The following is a 13883-nucleotide window of genomic DNA, read 5'->3' as shown; positions in this document are numbered from 1 at the left end:
CCGGCCCCTCCTGCTGTCCGTGCGGGCAGGCGGTCAGTCGAAGGCGACCCCGTCGGCGTCGGTCTCCCCGAAGATCGAGCGGAGCGCCTGCTGCTCGGCGTCGGTGAGCGTCAGCGTCATCGCGGAGGCGGAGTCCGCGATCGAGGCCGGTCGCGAGGCACCGGGGATCGGGATGACGCGGTCCGAGAGGCCGAGCTCCCAGGCGAGGACCACCTGCTGCGGGCTGATGCCGCGGTCCTCGGCGATCCGGGCGATCGCGGGGAAACGACGCGCGGTGCCGGCATGCCCGGAGATCCCTCCGAGGGGCGACCAGGGCACGAACGCCACGTCGGCGGCTGCGCAGCGGTCGAGCTCGGCGCGGCTGGTGTGGTGGAAGGTGGGCGAGAACTGGTTCTGGACGGCCGCGAGGCCGCCTTCGCCCAGGACCTCGATCGCCACGTCGATCTCCTCGACGTTCGCGTTGGAGATGCCGATCTCGCGGATGAGGCCGTCTGCCTGCAGGCGGGCGAGGGTCTCGATGACGTCCGCGTAGCGCAGCGAACGGTCGGGACGGTGCCAGTAGTAGAGGTCGATCGCGTCGGTCCCGAGATTCTCGAGCGAGCGCTCGACGGCGGCGCGCAGGTACGTCGGCGAGCCGTCGCGGCCCCAGGTCTCCCCCTCGCCCCGGGTGATCCCGCCCTTGGAGGCGACGACCACGCCGTCGGTGTCGCCGGACCAGGTGCGCAGGCCCTCGGCGACGATCCTCTCGTTGTGCCCCATGGCGTCCCAGGCGGGGGCGTAGATGTCGGCGGTGTCGATGAGGGTGATCCCGGCGTCGAGCGCCGCGTGGATGGTGGCGATCGCCTGGTCGTGCGGCGGAAGGGGGTCCTTGCCGAGCGAGGAGGGCATGGCGCCCAGCCCGATCGGGGCGACCTCGAAGCCGCCGATGCGGCGACGCGCGACGCCGGCGGAGGCGGCGGGAGCAGAGACGGCTGGGGTCGATGCGTTCGATGCGTTCGCAGAGTTCATGGCTCGACCCTACGACCGCGCGCCGTCGCAGGCCGAGGATCGTCCCAACTCTCCCTGCATTCCTGCTGACCTGCACAGATGCGAATAAGGAACTTTACGCAAGACTGGGCTTGCGCAACTGGGTGAGGGTCGTCTAATCTGATCGAGCCAGCCCGGAGAGGCCGGCCGCGGATCTCGGTCCACGGCGCGATCACCCTCCCGGCGCCCTGGTCGTCGCTGACGCGGTGGAATCCCGCCAGCAGTCGCGACTCAGCGCGCCGCCGATCGGACATGGGGCGAACGTATCCGATCGGCGGCGCGCACTTCTTTGCCGCGAGGGCATCTGCCCGTGGCGCTCCTCCCGGACCGCCCGCGGCGCTCGGCCCACCCGGGTACGACGCCCTCCCGCCGTCCCTCACGCGAGGGTCGACAGCACCTGGGGGACCGTGTTGATGAGCAGCACCACGCCGATGATCCCGATCCCCCAGGCGACGGCGCTCGCCGCGTTCCTGGTGCCCCAGGCCTGCAGGCGGTCCAGCACGCGATCCATCCGCGCACCCGCGAGGGCGCGAGCTCCCGCGAGCACCAGACCGGGCAGGATCATGACGGCGCAGTAGCCGATGAGCACCAGCACGCCCATTGGGAACGAGAGCCCCGCGTGGGCGATCACGCCCATCGCCGCGAGATAGGGGATCATCGACGCCGCCTCGATGACCCCGGCGATCAGCGCCAGCCCCACCAGCAGCCTCCATGACCCCAGCGCCCGGTGCACACGCTCCATCCAGCGTCGTCCCGAGGCCTCGGGATCCCCGCCGCGCCTGCGCACCGCCTTGGGGTCGGCGTAGTAGGACCACACGACCAGCCCGGCACCGACGAGCGCGAGCACCACCAGGGTCGCCGGGGAGTCCAGGAGTCCCTGCAGCGCCCGGTACAGCGGCAGCAGCCCCGCGAGCAGCGCCGTCCCGAGCATGAGGTAGAACGCTCCGATGATCAGCAGGTAGACCACGGTGCGCCCGGCGACCCGGCGGGCCCCGTCGCGGCCGGTCACCAGCAGCATGAGCGGGATGACGAGCGTGCCCACGCTCGTGGAGTCGATGAGCGCGAGGATCGGCAGCGCCGCCAGGGTCATGTCGGGGTCCATGCCCACCAGGCTCCCCGAGCGCCCGTCACGGGTCATCGTCCGAAGGTGCCGAACCCTCCGTGCACCCCTGTGCGGGAGCCTGCCCGCCGATAGCCTCGACCCATGACCGTCCCCGCGCCTCCCGCGCCCTCCCCCCGGGCAGGCCTGCCCGCGCGGGACCTGGCGCTGGCCGGCGTGTACGGCGCGCTGGCGGTGGTGCTCACGGTGGTCCCGGTGGGCACCTCGGGGGTGGGGGACGCGAGCCCCGCGCTCGGTCGCTGGCTGCCCCTGGCCATCCTGCTGATCGCCTGCGCGGGCGTCACCCTGCGGCGCACGCGGCCGGTGGTCACCCTCGCGCTCACCGGGCCCCTCGCCCTGACCGTGGTGATCCTGGACGGGCACGTGATGGCCTTCGCGCTCCTGTTCGAGGCGCTGTTCACCCCGGTGGTCCACGGCTCCCGTCGCCTGGCCCGGATCGCGACCGTCGCAGGAGCGGCCTGCGGCGTCCTGCTCATCGTGCTCGTGGCCGCGTGGCCCGTGCCCGGCGCGCTGATCGTGGGTCTGCTGATCGTGACGGTCGTCGTCGCGACACCGCTCATGTGGGGCTGGGAGGTGCGGCATCACCGCGAGGCCCGGCGCACCGCGGAGGCGCTCGCCGCCGCGGAGCACCGTCTGGCGCAGGAACGCTCGGCCCGGGCCGTCGACGGGGAGCGCCGACGGATCGCCCAGGACCTGCACGATCTGGTGGCCGGGCACCTCAGCGCCGTCTCGCTGCACGCCGGCCTCGCCCAGGACCTGCCCGATGGACCGGCCCGGAGCACGGCGCTGACCACGACGCGCGATGCGGCGCGGGCGGCGCTCACGGACCTGCGCGCCCTCATCGACGTGCTGGTGGAGGACGACGCCGACGGAGTCACCGCCCCGGCGCCGACGATCGGCTGGGACGAGCTGCGGGCTCGGCTGGCTCCTGCGCCCGCCGAGCCCGCAGTGCCCGCAGTGCCCGCAGACGCACCGTCCCCGACCCGCACCGACACGTCCGCGCTGCGCGTGGATCCCGCCGTCGACGACCCGACCCGCGTGGACCCCGCGGTGCGCGCCGTGCTGCTGCGGATCACGGCGGAGGCCGTCACCAACGCCATGCGCCATGGCACCGGACCCCGCGAGCTGGCGATCACCGTCGGAGAGGACATCGTGGAGCTGACCGGCACCAACCCCGTCCCTGCGGACCGACGTCCCCCGCACGAGGAGGGCACCGGGCTGGGCCTGGCGACGATCGCCCACCAGGCCCGGGCCGTGGGGGGCTGGGCCGGCGCCGGCCCCGATCCGGCGGATCGCGGGACCTGGACGCTGCGCGCCCGCTTGCCGAGGTTCGGCGCGGGCCCGATCCCGGGAGGGCGGACGTGACCGAGGGCCGCACCGGGAGGAGCGATCGGATGCGCGACCACGATGACGGGCACGTCCGGGGACGGGAGGACCGCCCCCGGATCCGGGTGCTGGTGGCCGACGACCATCCGGCGGTGCGGTCGGGCCTGGTGGCGGTGCTGCGCACGGCCGCGGACATCGATGTGGTGGGCGAGGCGGGCGACGGTCCCGCGGCGCTCTCGGCGGCACGGTCGCTGCGGCCCGACGTGGTGCTCACCGACGTCCGCATGCCCGGCGCGACCGGTATCGACATCACGCCCGCGCTGCGTCAGCTCGGCGCGCGCGTGCTCGTGGCCTCCGCCTTCGACCTCGACGCCTACGTGCTGGGAGCCCTCGCCGCCGGCGCCGACGGCTACCTCGTGAAGTCCGAGGACCCGATGCGTTTCGTCGAGGCCGTGCGCCGCGTGGCCGACGGGGACGCCGTGCTCTCCCAGGAGGCGACTCGCGCCGTGGTCAGCGAGCTGTTCCGCGGCCGGCACCGGGCGGATGTCCCGGCGGAGGCAGGCAACGGCACCCAGGTAGACGCGGACCGCGGCACCGGCACGCGCACGCGCGCTGGCACTGGCACTGGCACTGGCACTGGCACTGGCACTGGCACTGGCACTGGCTCAGCATCGGCCGGCCCGGGACGACCCGCCCCCGTCACCCCGGGGCCGGTCGCCGACCCGGGGCCGGTCGCCGCCCCGGGGCAGGTCGGCCCGCCCCCGCAGCTCACGCGCCGCGAGGAGGAGGTGCTCCGGCTCCTCGCCGAGGGGCTGTCCAACCAGCAGATCGCCCGGGCGCTCGTGGTCGAGACCACGACGGTGAAGTCGCACATCACACACGTCCTCGCCAAGCTCCAGGTCGGGTCGCGCCTGCAGGCCGCCCTGTGGTGGCAGAGGCACCGCCAGGGCTGACGGGCACGGAGCTCAGGCGATGCGCGCCCCCGACACGATCCCCAGGAGGTGGTCGAGCACGCCGTCGCCGCTGGCCCGCAGGCCGTTGTGCTCGTACTCGCTGGTCACCCAGCAGGTGATCTGCGGCAGCAGCGCCGCCGTCGCGAGGGAGAGCTCCCGCGGGACGTAGGCGTCGTCGAAGTAGACGGCGGCCGCGGCGCGCACATCGGCGCTCCGCAGGGCCTCCTCGTCGTACAGGCGGGGCCATTCGTGCTCGGCGAGCAGATCCGCGGCGCCCTTCCACGGCGCCAGGTCGGGATCCTCGTCGAACAGGCTCCGGTGCACGTGCTCGCCGGCGAGGAGGGTCGGGTCCTCGCACACCTGCTCGGGCATGGTGCGGTCGGCGGCCCACCGCGTCGCACCGCCATCGGCCCAGCAGGACTCGTGGATCACGGCGTACAGCGGGTTGCGCCCCCCGAAGGGCAGCGAGGCCGCGAGGTCATGGACGAACGCCGGGCTGGTCGGGTCGAGATCCAGGAGGTAGTGCAGGCGCTCGGGGCCGCCCGCGGCGCCCAGGAGGTGCCCCAGGGTGCGCACACGGTCGCGGGAGACCACGCTGCCGTCGGGCAGCACCAGGCGACCGGCGTCTGCAAGGTCCACGAGGCGTCGCACCTTCTCGCGGTCCCCGTCGAAGCGCGCGTAGAACTGCTCGCTGCGCCGGATCATGCCCTCCCAGGTGGTGCGGTAGACCTCGTCGAGCTCCACCCCGATCGCGGGCAGGCCGCCCGTGAACAGCGCCGATGCCACCGAGCCCGCGTGCGCACTCAGGTAGCGCAGCGTGCAGAAGCCGCCGAAGGACTGCCCCAGCAGCGACCAGGTCTCCACCCCCAGCGCGCGGCGCACCGCCTCGGCGTCCTCGACGATCGCGTCGGCCCGGAAGTGGGTGAGGTACGCGGCGCGCTGGGTGTCAGTGGCCTCCCGCAACGTCCCGGCGCCGTGGATCGCGCCGGCGGACAACGGGACGTCCAGGCCGATCGGTGCCGAGCCCCCGGTGCCGCGCTGGTCGAGCATGACCACCTGGAAGTCCCGCAGGGCACGCTCCAGCCACGAGGGGTTCGCCGGGACGGCGGCCGGGCGCGGAGCCTCCGAACCCGGACCGCCCTGGAGGTAGACCAGATAGGGGCGGTCCTCGCCGCCGGGCGCGGTGGCCACGCGGGCGAAGACGCTCAGCCGCGGGCCGCCGTCCGCGGTGGGCGCCTCATGGTCGAGAGGCACGTCGACGGTGAGGTCGCGCAGCAGCAGTCCGGGCAGGGTCCACGAGGTCGAGGCCATGGACGGCAGTCTAGGGAGGTGGCGCACATCGGGGTGAGGTCGCCTCACGGCGGGGCCGGGATGCCCGTGACCCTGCCCCAGGGAGGGGCCACGTCGACCCGCCGCCGACCAAAGTCGCCCCGTGTGCCGGACTCCGGGCGGATTCGCGAGGCCCCCTCCATCGCCCAGAGTGGATGCCATGACCACGAGCGATGCTGCGGGCATCACCTTCGAATCCCTGACCAAGCGCTACGGCCACCACACGGCCGTGGACCACCTCACCTTCACCTGTGAGCCGGGAACCGTCACCGGGTTCCTCGGCCCCAACGGCGCCGGCAAGTCCACCAGCCTGCGGATCCTCACGGGCCTCGCGCAGGCCGACAGCGGCACCGCCCTCATCGGCGGACGCTCCTACACCGACCTCGCGCGCCCCGGGCGCACCGTCGGGATCATGCTGGACGCCCGCTCGCTGCACTCCGGCCGCACCGGCCTCGAGACCCTGCGCCTCGCCGCCGTCAACGCCGGCGTCGCCGCCTCCCGCGCCGACGCCGTGCTCGAGCAGGTGGGCCTGCAGGGCGCCGCCAGGAAGCGCGTGGGCGGGTACTCCTACGGCATGCGCCAGCGGCTCGGGATCGGCGTCGCCCTGATCGGCGAGCCCTCGACCCTGATCCTCGACGAGCCGGCCAACGGCCTGGACCCCGAGGGGATCCGCTGGATGCGCCAGCTGCTGCGGGGCTTCGCCGCGGCCGGGGGCACCGTGCTCCTGTCCAGCCACCAGCTGGCGGAGGTGCAGGCCACGGTCGACCGCCTGGTCGTCATCGCCCGGGGCGGCCTCGTCTCCCAGGGCACCCTCGACGAGGTGCTCGGCGCGTCAGGGACCCGCGTGGGCGTCACCGAGCCGCAGCGGCTCATCGCGGCCCTGGACCGCCTGGGCAGCGACCACACCACCCACGAGAACGGCCTGATCGACGTGCCGCTCGAACCAGAGGCCGTGGGTCGGCTCGCGCTCGACGAGCGCCTCGTCCTGACATCCCTCGGATCGATCGAGGACAACGGCCTCGAGGAGGTCTTCTTCTCCCTCACATCGGGGTCCACCGGCACGACGCCGACCACGACCTCGTCCGCCGACCGACCCGTTCCCGTGGAGGCCTGAACCATGCGACCCATCCTCGACATCCGCCAGTTCCTCGACACCCGCGGGGGCCTCGCCGCCGTCATCGTCACCGTCGTGGTCACCGCCGGCCTCGCGGGGCTGATCGGGCTGATCCAGCCCGCGATCCTCCCCGACGACGCCGTGACCTTCTCGGGGCCTGCGGTCGCCGTGACGTTCGCGCTGTGGATCATGATGCCGATCCTCGCGGTGCTGTTCATCGCCTCGGACTGGTCCAACGCCTCGATCCAGACGACGTTCCTCCAGCGACCCTCGCGCGGCGCGGTGCTGGTCTCCAAGATCATCGCCGTCGTGGTCGTCGCCGCCGTCGTGGTCGGACTCGGCATCCTCGCCGCCTGGGCCGCGACGGCCATCGGCGGGGCGATCAGCGACCACGGCGCGAGCTACGCGAGTGCGGGGGACGACGTCCTCGCGCTCCTCGCCTCCTCGGCGGGCGCCCTCGCCTTCGGCATCGCGATCGCCGCCCTCGTCCAGAGCACGGCGCTGGGCCTCGTGGCGGCACTGGCCCTGCCGTTCGTCGTCTCGCTGGTCTCACCGTTCGTCACGGCGTTCGCGCCCGACTGGGCGGCCGACGTGTTCTCCCTGATCGACCTGAACACTGCCACGTCGCACCTGGCCACGGGCGATCTCGACGCGCTGGACGCGGCCTGCATGGTGCTGCTGATCGTGGTGCCGTTCGTGTTCGGTGTGATCCGCTGGTCGCGCCGCGAGGTGGGCTGACCCACCCGTCTCCGCGCCGCCTCGTCCCCACCGGGGCGGGGCGGCGCCACGGGGCGCGCCGGCGATCCGCTCAGTCGTCGCGCGTGGTCGCGCCCGCGAAGTACCGCCAGTCCAGGACGTGGCGCACGCCGTCACCGTCCAGCGGCGTGATCGCCCGGTCCACGACGATCCCGGCGATCCGGTCGAACACCCGGTCGACCCCGTAGTAGCTGACGGGCTCGAAGAACTGGGCGTCCCCCGGCACGTCTCCGATGGAGACCAGTTCGAGATCGTCGGGAATCGAGATGCCCAGACGCACCGCCGCGACCTGCATCGCGATCGCGAGGTAGCCGGTGGCGCACACGACGGCCTCCGGCCGCTCCGGCGATGCCAGCCAGGCCAGGCAGCTCTCGATGGACCGGCCGTGGCCCTGCTCCGCGATCTGCACGGTCAGGGTGTCGGCGCGGCCCCGGTCCTGGGCGTGGCGGACGAGGGCCTGGCTGCGGGTGACCGTCCGCACGCCCTCGGCGACGTCGGGAGCGCTCGTGGCCAGGTACGCGACATTCTCGTGCCGGGACGCGAGGAGGTCGTAGGCGTCGCGGGCCGCCTGCAACGAGGAGGACGTGACGACGTCGAATCCGTCCGGCTCGAGATCGCTCCCGAAGGCGACGACGCCGATCCCAGACCTCGCGAGCCGGGCGATCTTGGCCTGGCCCTCCGGGTCGAGATCCGCCCCGGTGACGAAGGCGCAGTCCGATGCGTAGCCGGTGAGGAACTCGTACCAGCTCTCGTCGGCGAGGACCACCGTGGACAGGCCGCGCGGTGACGCACGGCCACGCACCGCGCGCGTCAGCGAGACCCCCCACGGGTCACCGATCGTCCCGAGCGCCAGCACCACCGCATCCGACCGTCCCGTGCGCATGGCTCTCGCGTAGCGATTGGGGACGTATCCCAGGTGCTCGGCGGCCTCGCGGACCTTCCGCTTGGTCGCGTCGGAGCCGGCCGATGCCCGTCCGTCCCGTCCGGACAGCACGAAGGAGGCCGTGGCCGGGGAGACCCCGGCCACGGCCGCGACCTGGGCGAGCGTCACCGCCTTGGCGGCGCGCCCGCGTGCGCTGGTCATGGTGCGTCCTCCGTCCACCGGCGGCGTACCGGTGAAGGTGCCGTCATGCCTGTCCGTTGTCGAAGTACTCTCGCACGTCCTGAGGCACCGGGGGCACATCCAGCGGAATCCCGCCCTGGCGGATCGACTCGGCCCCGCGGGTCCCTGTGGCGACGGCCTCGCGAGCGGCGATCGCCGAGACGTCGGTGGCACCGCCGTCGCGGACGAACCTCAAGAACTCCTGGACGAGGTTCGGGTCGGCCCCGCCGTGCCCGCCGTCTCCGCGCGAGATGACCTCCACCGCGTCGGGGTGCCCTGGGCCACTGCTGCGGGACTCCCAGATGTGGATCTGGTCGCCGCCGCCGTCGCCCATGTTCTCGATCCGCCCGGCATCGCCGATGACCGTGTAGTTGCGCCAGTAGTCGGGCGTGAAGTGGCACTGCTCGTAGGAGGCGAGCACACCGTTGTCCAGGGTCATGTGCAGCATCGAGATGTCCTCGACGTCGATGACGGGGTTGAGCTCCTTCTGAGCGGTGGGCGGGAACACCTCGGCGTCGTACCAGTCCCACATGCGGCGGTCGGAGTTGTCGCGGCGGTCGGTGATGTCGCCGTACACGGCCAGCTTCCCGATCCCGGAGACGCGACGGGTGTACCCACCCGACAGCCAGTGGATGACGTCGATGTCGTGCGCGCCCTTCTGCAGCAGCAGGCTCGTCGCCTTGGCCCGCTCGGCGTGCCAGTCCTTGAAGTAGAAGTCGCCGCCGGTGCCCACGAAGTGGCGGCACCACACGGCCCGCACGCGGCCGATCCGCCCGGAGTCGACGATGGCCTTGAGCTGACGGACCACCGGCATGTGGCGCATGTTGTGGCCGACGTAGAGCTTGGCGCGGTGCTCACGGGCCAGCCCCAGCATGGCATCGGCGTCCTCGAGGGTGATGGCCATCGGCTTCTCGGTGAAGGTGGGGATCCCGCGGGACAGGGTGGCCGTGGCGATCTTCGCATGCGCGAAGTCGGGTGCCAGGATCATGACGGCGTCGACCTCGTGCTCCGCCAGCAGCGTCTCGACGTCGTCGACATAGGCGACGTCGTCGCCGTACCTCTCCTGGGCATCCTTGCGGCCCCGGGGGCTCGGATCGGCCACGACGGTGACCACCGATCCCCCGCCGGGACGGTGAGCGTGACGGGACATCGCCCCTCGTGCTCCGTAGCCGATGATGCCGATCCTGAGGTCCGACACGGGTGCCGCCTTCCTGTGGTGGTGTCCGAAAGGACCGATCCGCGACCCGTGGGCCGGCAGATCACGATTCGGTGACGCGGTTGCGTCGCGTGATGTACAGCGAGAGCAAAAGCATTTACTCTCGGCACCACCGTGTCAAGCAGCTCACATTCGGACACGGGTCGCCACATCCCCACGCGAGAGAGCGGAGGACCACCGATGACCCAGGCCCCTCAGCCATCGGGCGCGATATCCGCCGGGCATGCCCCGGTCGCGACATCCCCGGCAGCGCATTCCGCGCAGGAGCGCACGCTCCCACCACCTCGACCGCGCACGAGCATCGGCGCCCGGTTGCGCAAGGACTGGCAGATGCTCGTCCTCATGGTCCCGGGCGCCCTGTGCCTGCTGCTGTTCTTCTACGTCCCGATCCTGGGCAACGTCATCGCGTTCCAGGACTACCAGCCCTATCTCAAGATCACCGAGGCGCCGTTCGTCGGCTTCCAGAACTTCCTCGACCTCGCCGACGACGACCGCTTCGGGCTCGCCCTGCGCAACACCCTCGTGCTCGCCGTGGTGCAGCTCGTGCTGTTCTTCCCGGTCCCGATCATCCTGGCGCTCGTCGTCGACTCGATGATGTCGCCGCGTCTGCGCAAGGCCTTCCAGTCGATCATCTACCTCCCCCACTTCCTGTCGTGGGTGCTCGTGATCGCACTGTTCCAGCAGATCCTCGGCGGCGCCGGCCTGATCAACCAGCTGCTCCTGCGCAACGGCATGGACGCCATCCCGTTCATGTCCAACCCGTCGACGTTCCCGCTGCTCGTGGCCTTCGAGAACGTGTGGAAGGACGCGGGCTGGGGCATGATCATCTTCCTCGCGGCGCTGGCCAGCATCGACGGCTCCCTCTACGAGTCCGCCGCCGCGGACGGCGCCGGGCGCTTCCGACGGATCTGGCACATCACCCTGCCGGGCATGCGACCTGTGATCGTGCTGTTGCTGATCCTGAACCTCGGTTCGATCCTCACCGTCGGCTTCGAGCAGTTCATCCTCCAGCGCGACACCGTCGGCGCCGACACCGCTGAGGTCCTGGACACCTACGCCTACTACTCCGGTGTGATCGGCGGGGACTGGTCGATGGGTGCCGCAGCAGGGCTGGCCAAGGGCGTCGTGGGCACCATCCTCATCCTCGTCGCCAACAAGGTGGCGCACATGCTCGGCGAGGACGGCATCTACCGAAGGAGCGCCTCATGACCCGGACGACCCCCAGCCCGATCGCGACCGGCGCCGCCGCTCCCCGCACCTCGGCGGGTCGGGGCCGATCTCTCCACGAGCGGATCTGGGCACGCGCTTTCGGCACCAGCGAGCGCGCGGCGTGGATGGAGAAGCCCTCCCCGACGTTCATGGCGCTCAAGAGCGTGCTCATCGGCGCCGTCGCCCTGTCGGTGCTCCTCCCGCTGCTGGTCGTCGTCTCGACCTCGTTCGCCTCGGACGAGCAGCTGCGCGCCGCGGGAGGCTACGTCCTGTTCCCGACCGACCCCACCCTGCGCGCCTACGAGACGCTGTTCACGAGCCCGCTCATCTTCCGGGCCCTCGGGGTCAGCGCCTTCGTCACGGTGGTGGGCACCCTGATGGCCCTGTTCGTGACCATCTGCATGGCCTACGCGCTGAGCCGCCCCGTGCTGCTGGGACGACCCATGCTCATGGCGATCATCCTGACCCTGTTCTTCTCCCCGGGGCTGATCCCGCTGTACCTCATGATCAAGGAGCTGCACCTGCTGAACACCGTGTGGGCGCTGATCCTGCCGGGACTGTTCGCGGGCTTCAACTTCATCGTCATGCGGTCGTTCTTCATGGGGATCCCGAGCGAGCTGCTCGAGGCCGCGCGCATCGACGGCGCCAGCGACTTCCGCATCCTGTTCTCCATCGTGCTGCCGCTGTCCAAGGCCGTGATCGCGGTGATCGGCCTGTTCTACGCGGTGGGCTTCTGGAACAGCTTCTTCAACGCCCTGCTCTACATCAACGACCAGAACCTCTGGCCCATCCAGCTGATCCTGCGCAGCTACGTGGTCCAGGGCAGCTCGCTGTCGGCCGATCAGCTCGGCGTGCAGCAGGCCCCACCGCCGCAGTCGATCAAGATGGCCGTCGTCGTCGTGGCGCTCGTGCCGATCCTCCTGGTCTACCCGTTCCTCCAGAAGTACTTCTCCAAGGGCGTCATCACCGGCGCCATCAAGGGCTGAACCCGTTCGTCACCCTTCGCCTGCCCCACCCCACCACCGGAAGGTCCACACCATGCGCACCCAGATCAGTCGACGCACCGCTCTTGCCGCCGGAGGCGCCGCCGCCGTGGCCGTCTCCGCAGCCGCCTGCGGCGGAGGCGGCTCCAGCAGCGGCGGCGCCGCGAAGTCGGCGGATGTCACCCTCCCCACCTACAAGGCCATCGAGGGCCTGGCCCCGGACCTCCCGGGGGACGAGCGCGGCCTGAACGACGTGTACCTCGCGGCTCCCGCCGAGCTCGTGACCACGACCGACGCCAAACCCATCACCTCGGGCAGCATCTCCGCCCTCACCGAGACGTTCACGACCCCTCCGCCGCCGATGGACAAGAACCCGTTCTGGCAGCGGCTGAACACGGCGCTGGGCGGAGACCTCAACCTCACCATCGCGGTCGAGGCCGGAGGCGGGTACCCGGAGAAGTTCGCGACGATGCTCGCCTCGGGCGACCTGGCCGACCTCATGTGGGTGCCGCCGAACCAGGGCCTGCCCAACATCGGTCCGATGCTCGAGTCACAGTTCACCGACCTCACCGACCATCTCTCCGGCGACAAGGTGCTGGAGTACAAGAACCTCGCCGCGCTCAAGCCCAACTCCTGGAAGACCGCCGTGGTCAACGGCAGGATCTGGGGAGCTCCGATCCCCTCCACACCGTTCGGCCAGGTCTACCTGGGCAACCCCTCGGTGTGGGACAAGGTGGGCGGGTTCCAGTCCTCCTCCGCCCAGGAGTTCCTGGACAAGTGCACGGAGCTGTCCGTGCCCGGCGAGGTGTGGGCCCTGGAGCCGGCCCTGGCCAACGCGATGCACATGTTCAGCCAGTGGTTCGGCGCGCCCAACCAGTACCGCGTCAACGCCGATCGGACCCTGACGGCATCGTTCCAGACCGACGAGTACCTCGAGGCGCTCGAATACGCCCAGAAGGTCTTCAAGGCCGGTGCGTTCTACCCGGACCTGAACCTCACCGAGAGCCAGCAGCTGTTCGCCAACGGCACGCTCGCGGCACTGGTCCAGGTGGGCCCCGCCAGCGCCTCCACCTATCGCGCCCAGAACCCTGATCTGCTCGCCCAGATCCTGGTGCCCTTCGCGGCGGTGCCCGGTCGGCGTCCCGTCTACAACATGGGCTACGGGACCGTCGGATTCACGCCGCTGAAGAAGACGGATGACGAGGGGAAGATCCGCGAGCTGCTGGATCTCATCAACTGGCTCTCCGCGCCCTTCGGGACCACCGAGTACGTGCAGCGGTCCTGGGGCCAGCAGGGCGAGGACTACACCATCACCGACGGCAACTACGTGCTCACCGAGTCGGGACAGCAGAACGTCCCGGGTCTGCTCAGCGCCCTGAACATCATGGCCTCTGGCGAGAGCGTGCTGTACGGATCGGTGCCCGACGACTCGAAGTACGTCTATGAGCAGGAGAAGAAGCTGCTCGAGATCTCGATGGAGCGGCCCACCAAGGGCCTGTACTCCGACACGCAGTCCGACAAGGGGGCGGAGCTGTCCGAACGCCTCAACGACGTGCGCGACGACGTGATCCAGGGACGCAAGACCATCGACGACTTCCGTGCCGCCCTGAAGACCTGGGCCGACAAGGGCGGCGACAAGATCCTCGAGGAGTACGCGGCGGTCCTTCCCGACGACGTCCCGGTGACGCCCAGCACGACCGTCTGAACCGGGCGACCGGGACCGAGACGCGGGGGGGCCCCGCCCCCCCG

12 protein-coding genes are annotated in these 13883 nt (G+C 71.3%); 7 read left to right on the top strand and 5 right to left on the bottom strand.

Going from position 1 to position 13883, the window contains the following annotated elements:
• Positions 1-33: 33 nt before the first annotated feature.
• Both ACT3TZ_RS08830 and ACT3TZ_RS08825 read right to left on the bottom strand, forming a co-directional pair.
• A complete protein-coding gene (locus ACT3TZ_RS08830; protein ID WP_444583037.1) occupies positions 34-1008 on the bottom strand; it encodes an aldo/keto reductase in 975 nt (324 codons plus the stop codon).
• Between the two features lie 394 nt (positions 1009-1402).
• Entirely contained in the window at positions 1403-2164 is a 762-nt protein-coding gene (locus ACT3TZ_RS08825; RefSeq protein WP_444583036.1) for a GAP family protein, read from the bottom strand.
• A 66-nt stretch (positions 2165-2230) separates the two neighbouring features.
• On the opposite strand from ACT3TZ_RS08825, the gene ACT3TZ_RS08820 reads away from it, so the two are divergent.
• Both ACT3TZ_RS08820 and ACT3TZ_RS08815 read left to right on the top strand, forming a co-directional pair.
• Positions 2231-3511, top strand: coding sequence for a sensor histidine kinase (locus tag ACT3TZ_RS08820; protein ID WP_444583035.1), 1281 nt, complete (start codon positions 2231-2233; stop codon positions 3509-3511).
• Positions 3512-3540: 29 nt separating this feature from the next.
• The gene (locus ACT3TZ_RS08815; protein WP_444583034.1) at positions 3541-4425 is read left to right on the top strand and encodes a response regulator; all 885 of its coding nucleotides are present in this window, start codon (positions 3541-3543) and stop codon (positions 4423-4425) included.
• Positions 4426-4437: 12 nt separating this feature from the next.
• Here the strand turns inward: ACT3TZ_RS08815 and ACT3TZ_RS08810 are convergent, their stop codons facing one another.
• The gene (locus ACT3TZ_RS08810) at positions 4438-5736 is read right to left on the bottom strand and encodes an alpha/beta fold hydrolase (RefSeq protein WP_444583033.1); all 1299 of its coding nucleotides are present in this window, start codon (positions 5734-5736) and stop codon (positions 4438-4440) included.
• 178 nt (positions 5737-5914) lie between these two features.
• Between ACT3TZ_RS08810 and ACT3TZ_RS08805 the strand changes: the two genes are divergently transcribed.
• Together ACT3TZ_RS08805 and ACT3TZ_RS08800 are read left to right on the top strand one after the other, a co-directional pair.
• Positions 5915-6868: an ABC transporter ATP-binding protein gene (locus ACT3TZ_RS08805; protein ID WP_444583032.1), complete on the top strand. Its 954-nt coding sequence runs from the start codon at positions 5915-5917 to the stop codon at positions 6866-6868.
• A 3-nt stretch (positions 6869-6871) separates the two neighbouring features.
• Positions 6872-7606 (top strand): ABC transporter permease, encoded by a 735-nt coding sequence (locus ACT3TZ_RS08800; protein ID WP_444583031.1) that lies wholly within the window; start codon positions 6872-6874, stop codon positions 7604-7606.
• 70 nt (positions 7607-7676) lie between these two features.
• Here ACT3TZ_RS08800 and ACT3TZ_RS08795 read toward each other — a convergent pair whose 3' ends face one another.
• Complete coding sequence (locus ACT3TZ_RS08795; RefSeq protein WP_444583030.1) at positions 7677-8708, bottom strand: LacI family DNA-binding transcriptional regulator; 1032 nt, start codon at positions 8706-8708, stop codon at positions 7677-7679.
• A gap of 43 nt (positions 8709-8751) precedes the next feature.
• The gene (locus ACT3TZ_RS08790) at positions 8752-9924 is read right to left on the bottom strand and encodes a Gfo/Idh/MocA family protein (RefSeq protein WP_444583029.1); all 1173 of its coding nucleotides are present in this window, start codon (positions 9922-9924) and stop codon (positions 8752-8754) included.
• Positions 9925-10122: 198 nt separating this feature from the next.
• On the opposite strand from ACT3TZ_RS08790, the gene ACT3TZ_RS08785 reads away from it, so the two are divergent.
• The 3 genes from ACT3TZ_RS08785 to ACT3TZ_RS08775 all read left to right on the top strand — a co-directional run bounded on the left by ACT3TZ_RS08785 (position 10123) and on the right by ACT3TZ_RS08775 (position 13839).
• Positions 10123-11151, top strand: a complete 1029-nt coding sequence (locus ACT3TZ_RS08785) for an ABC transporter permease (protein ID WP_444583028.1) — start codon at positions 10123-10125, stop codon at positions 11149-11151.
• A 125-nt stretch (positions 11152-11276) separates the two neighbouring features.
• Positions 11277-12137 carry a carbohydrate ABC transporter permease gene (locus ACT3TZ_RS08780; protein WP_444583136.1) on the top strand — a complete coding sequence of 287 codons (861 nt, stop codon included), beginning with the start codon at positions 11277-11279 and terminating at the stop codon, positions 12135-12137.
• Between the two features lie 52 nt (positions 12138-12189).
• A complete protein-coding gene (locus ACT3TZ_RS08775; protein ID WP_444583027.1) occupies positions 12190-13839 on the top strand; it encodes a sugar ABC transporter substrate-binding protein in 1650 nt (549 codons plus the stop codon).
• The last annotated feature ends 44 nt before the right edge of the window (positions 13840-13883 follow it).

The sequence above is a fragment of the Brachybacterium sp. AOP25-B2-12 genome (genome assembly GCF_052378625.1).
GTDB lineage: Bacteria > Actinomycetota > Actinomycetes > Actinomycetales > Dermabacteraceae > Brachybacterium.
This window is presented reverse-complemented; position numbering and strand designations above follow the sequence as displayed.

Bases quoted from the DNA above. Each gene is read 5' to 3' on its own strand.
- ACT3TZ_RS08820 (WP_444583035.1), top strand. From the start codon at position 2,231: ATGACCGTCCCCGCGCCTCCCGCGCCCTCCCCCCGGGCAGGCCTGCCC.
- ACT3TZ_RS08810 (WP_444583033.1), bottom strand. From the start codon at position 5,736: ATGGCCTCGACCTCGTGGACCCTGCCCGGACTGCTGCTGCGCGACCTC.
- ACT3TZ_RS08825 (WP_444583036.1), bottom strand. From the start codon at position 2,164: ATGACCCGTGACGGGCGCTCGGGGAGCCTGGTGGGCATGGACCCCGAC.
- ACT3TZ_RS08795 (WP_444583030.1), bottom strand. From the start codon at position 8,708: ATGACCAGCGCACGCGGGCGCGCCGCCAAGGCGGTGACGCTCGCCCAG.
- ACT3TZ_RS08775 (WP_444583027.1), top strand. From the start codon at position 12,190: ATGCGCACCCAGATCAGTCGACGCACCGCTCTTGCCGCCGGAGGCGCC.
- ACT3TZ_RS08805 (WP_444583032.1), top strand. From the start codon at position 5,915: ATGACCACGAGCGATGCTGCGGGCATCACCTTCGAATCCCTGACCAAG.
- ACT3TZ_RS08785 (WP_444583028.1), top strand. From the start codon at position 10,123: ATGACCCAGGCCCCTCAGCCATCGGGCGCGATATCCGCCGGGCATGCC.
- ACT3TZ_RS08800 (WP_444583031.1), top strand. From the start codon at position 6,872: ATGCGACCCATCCTCGACATCCGCCAGTTCCTCGACACCCGCGGGGGC.
- ACT3TZ_RS08830 (WP_444583037.1), bottom strand. From the start codon at position 1,008: ATGAACTCTGCGAACGCATCGAACGCATCGACCCCAGCCGTCTCTGCT.
- ACT3TZ_RS08780 (WP_444583136.1), top strand. From the start codon at position 11,277: ATGGAGAAGCCCTCCCCGACGTTCATGGCGCTCAAGAGCGTGCTCATC.
- ACT3TZ_RS08815 (WP_444583034.1), top strand. From the start codon at position 3,541: ATGCGCGACCACGATGACGGGCACGTCCGGGGACGGGAGGACCGCCCC.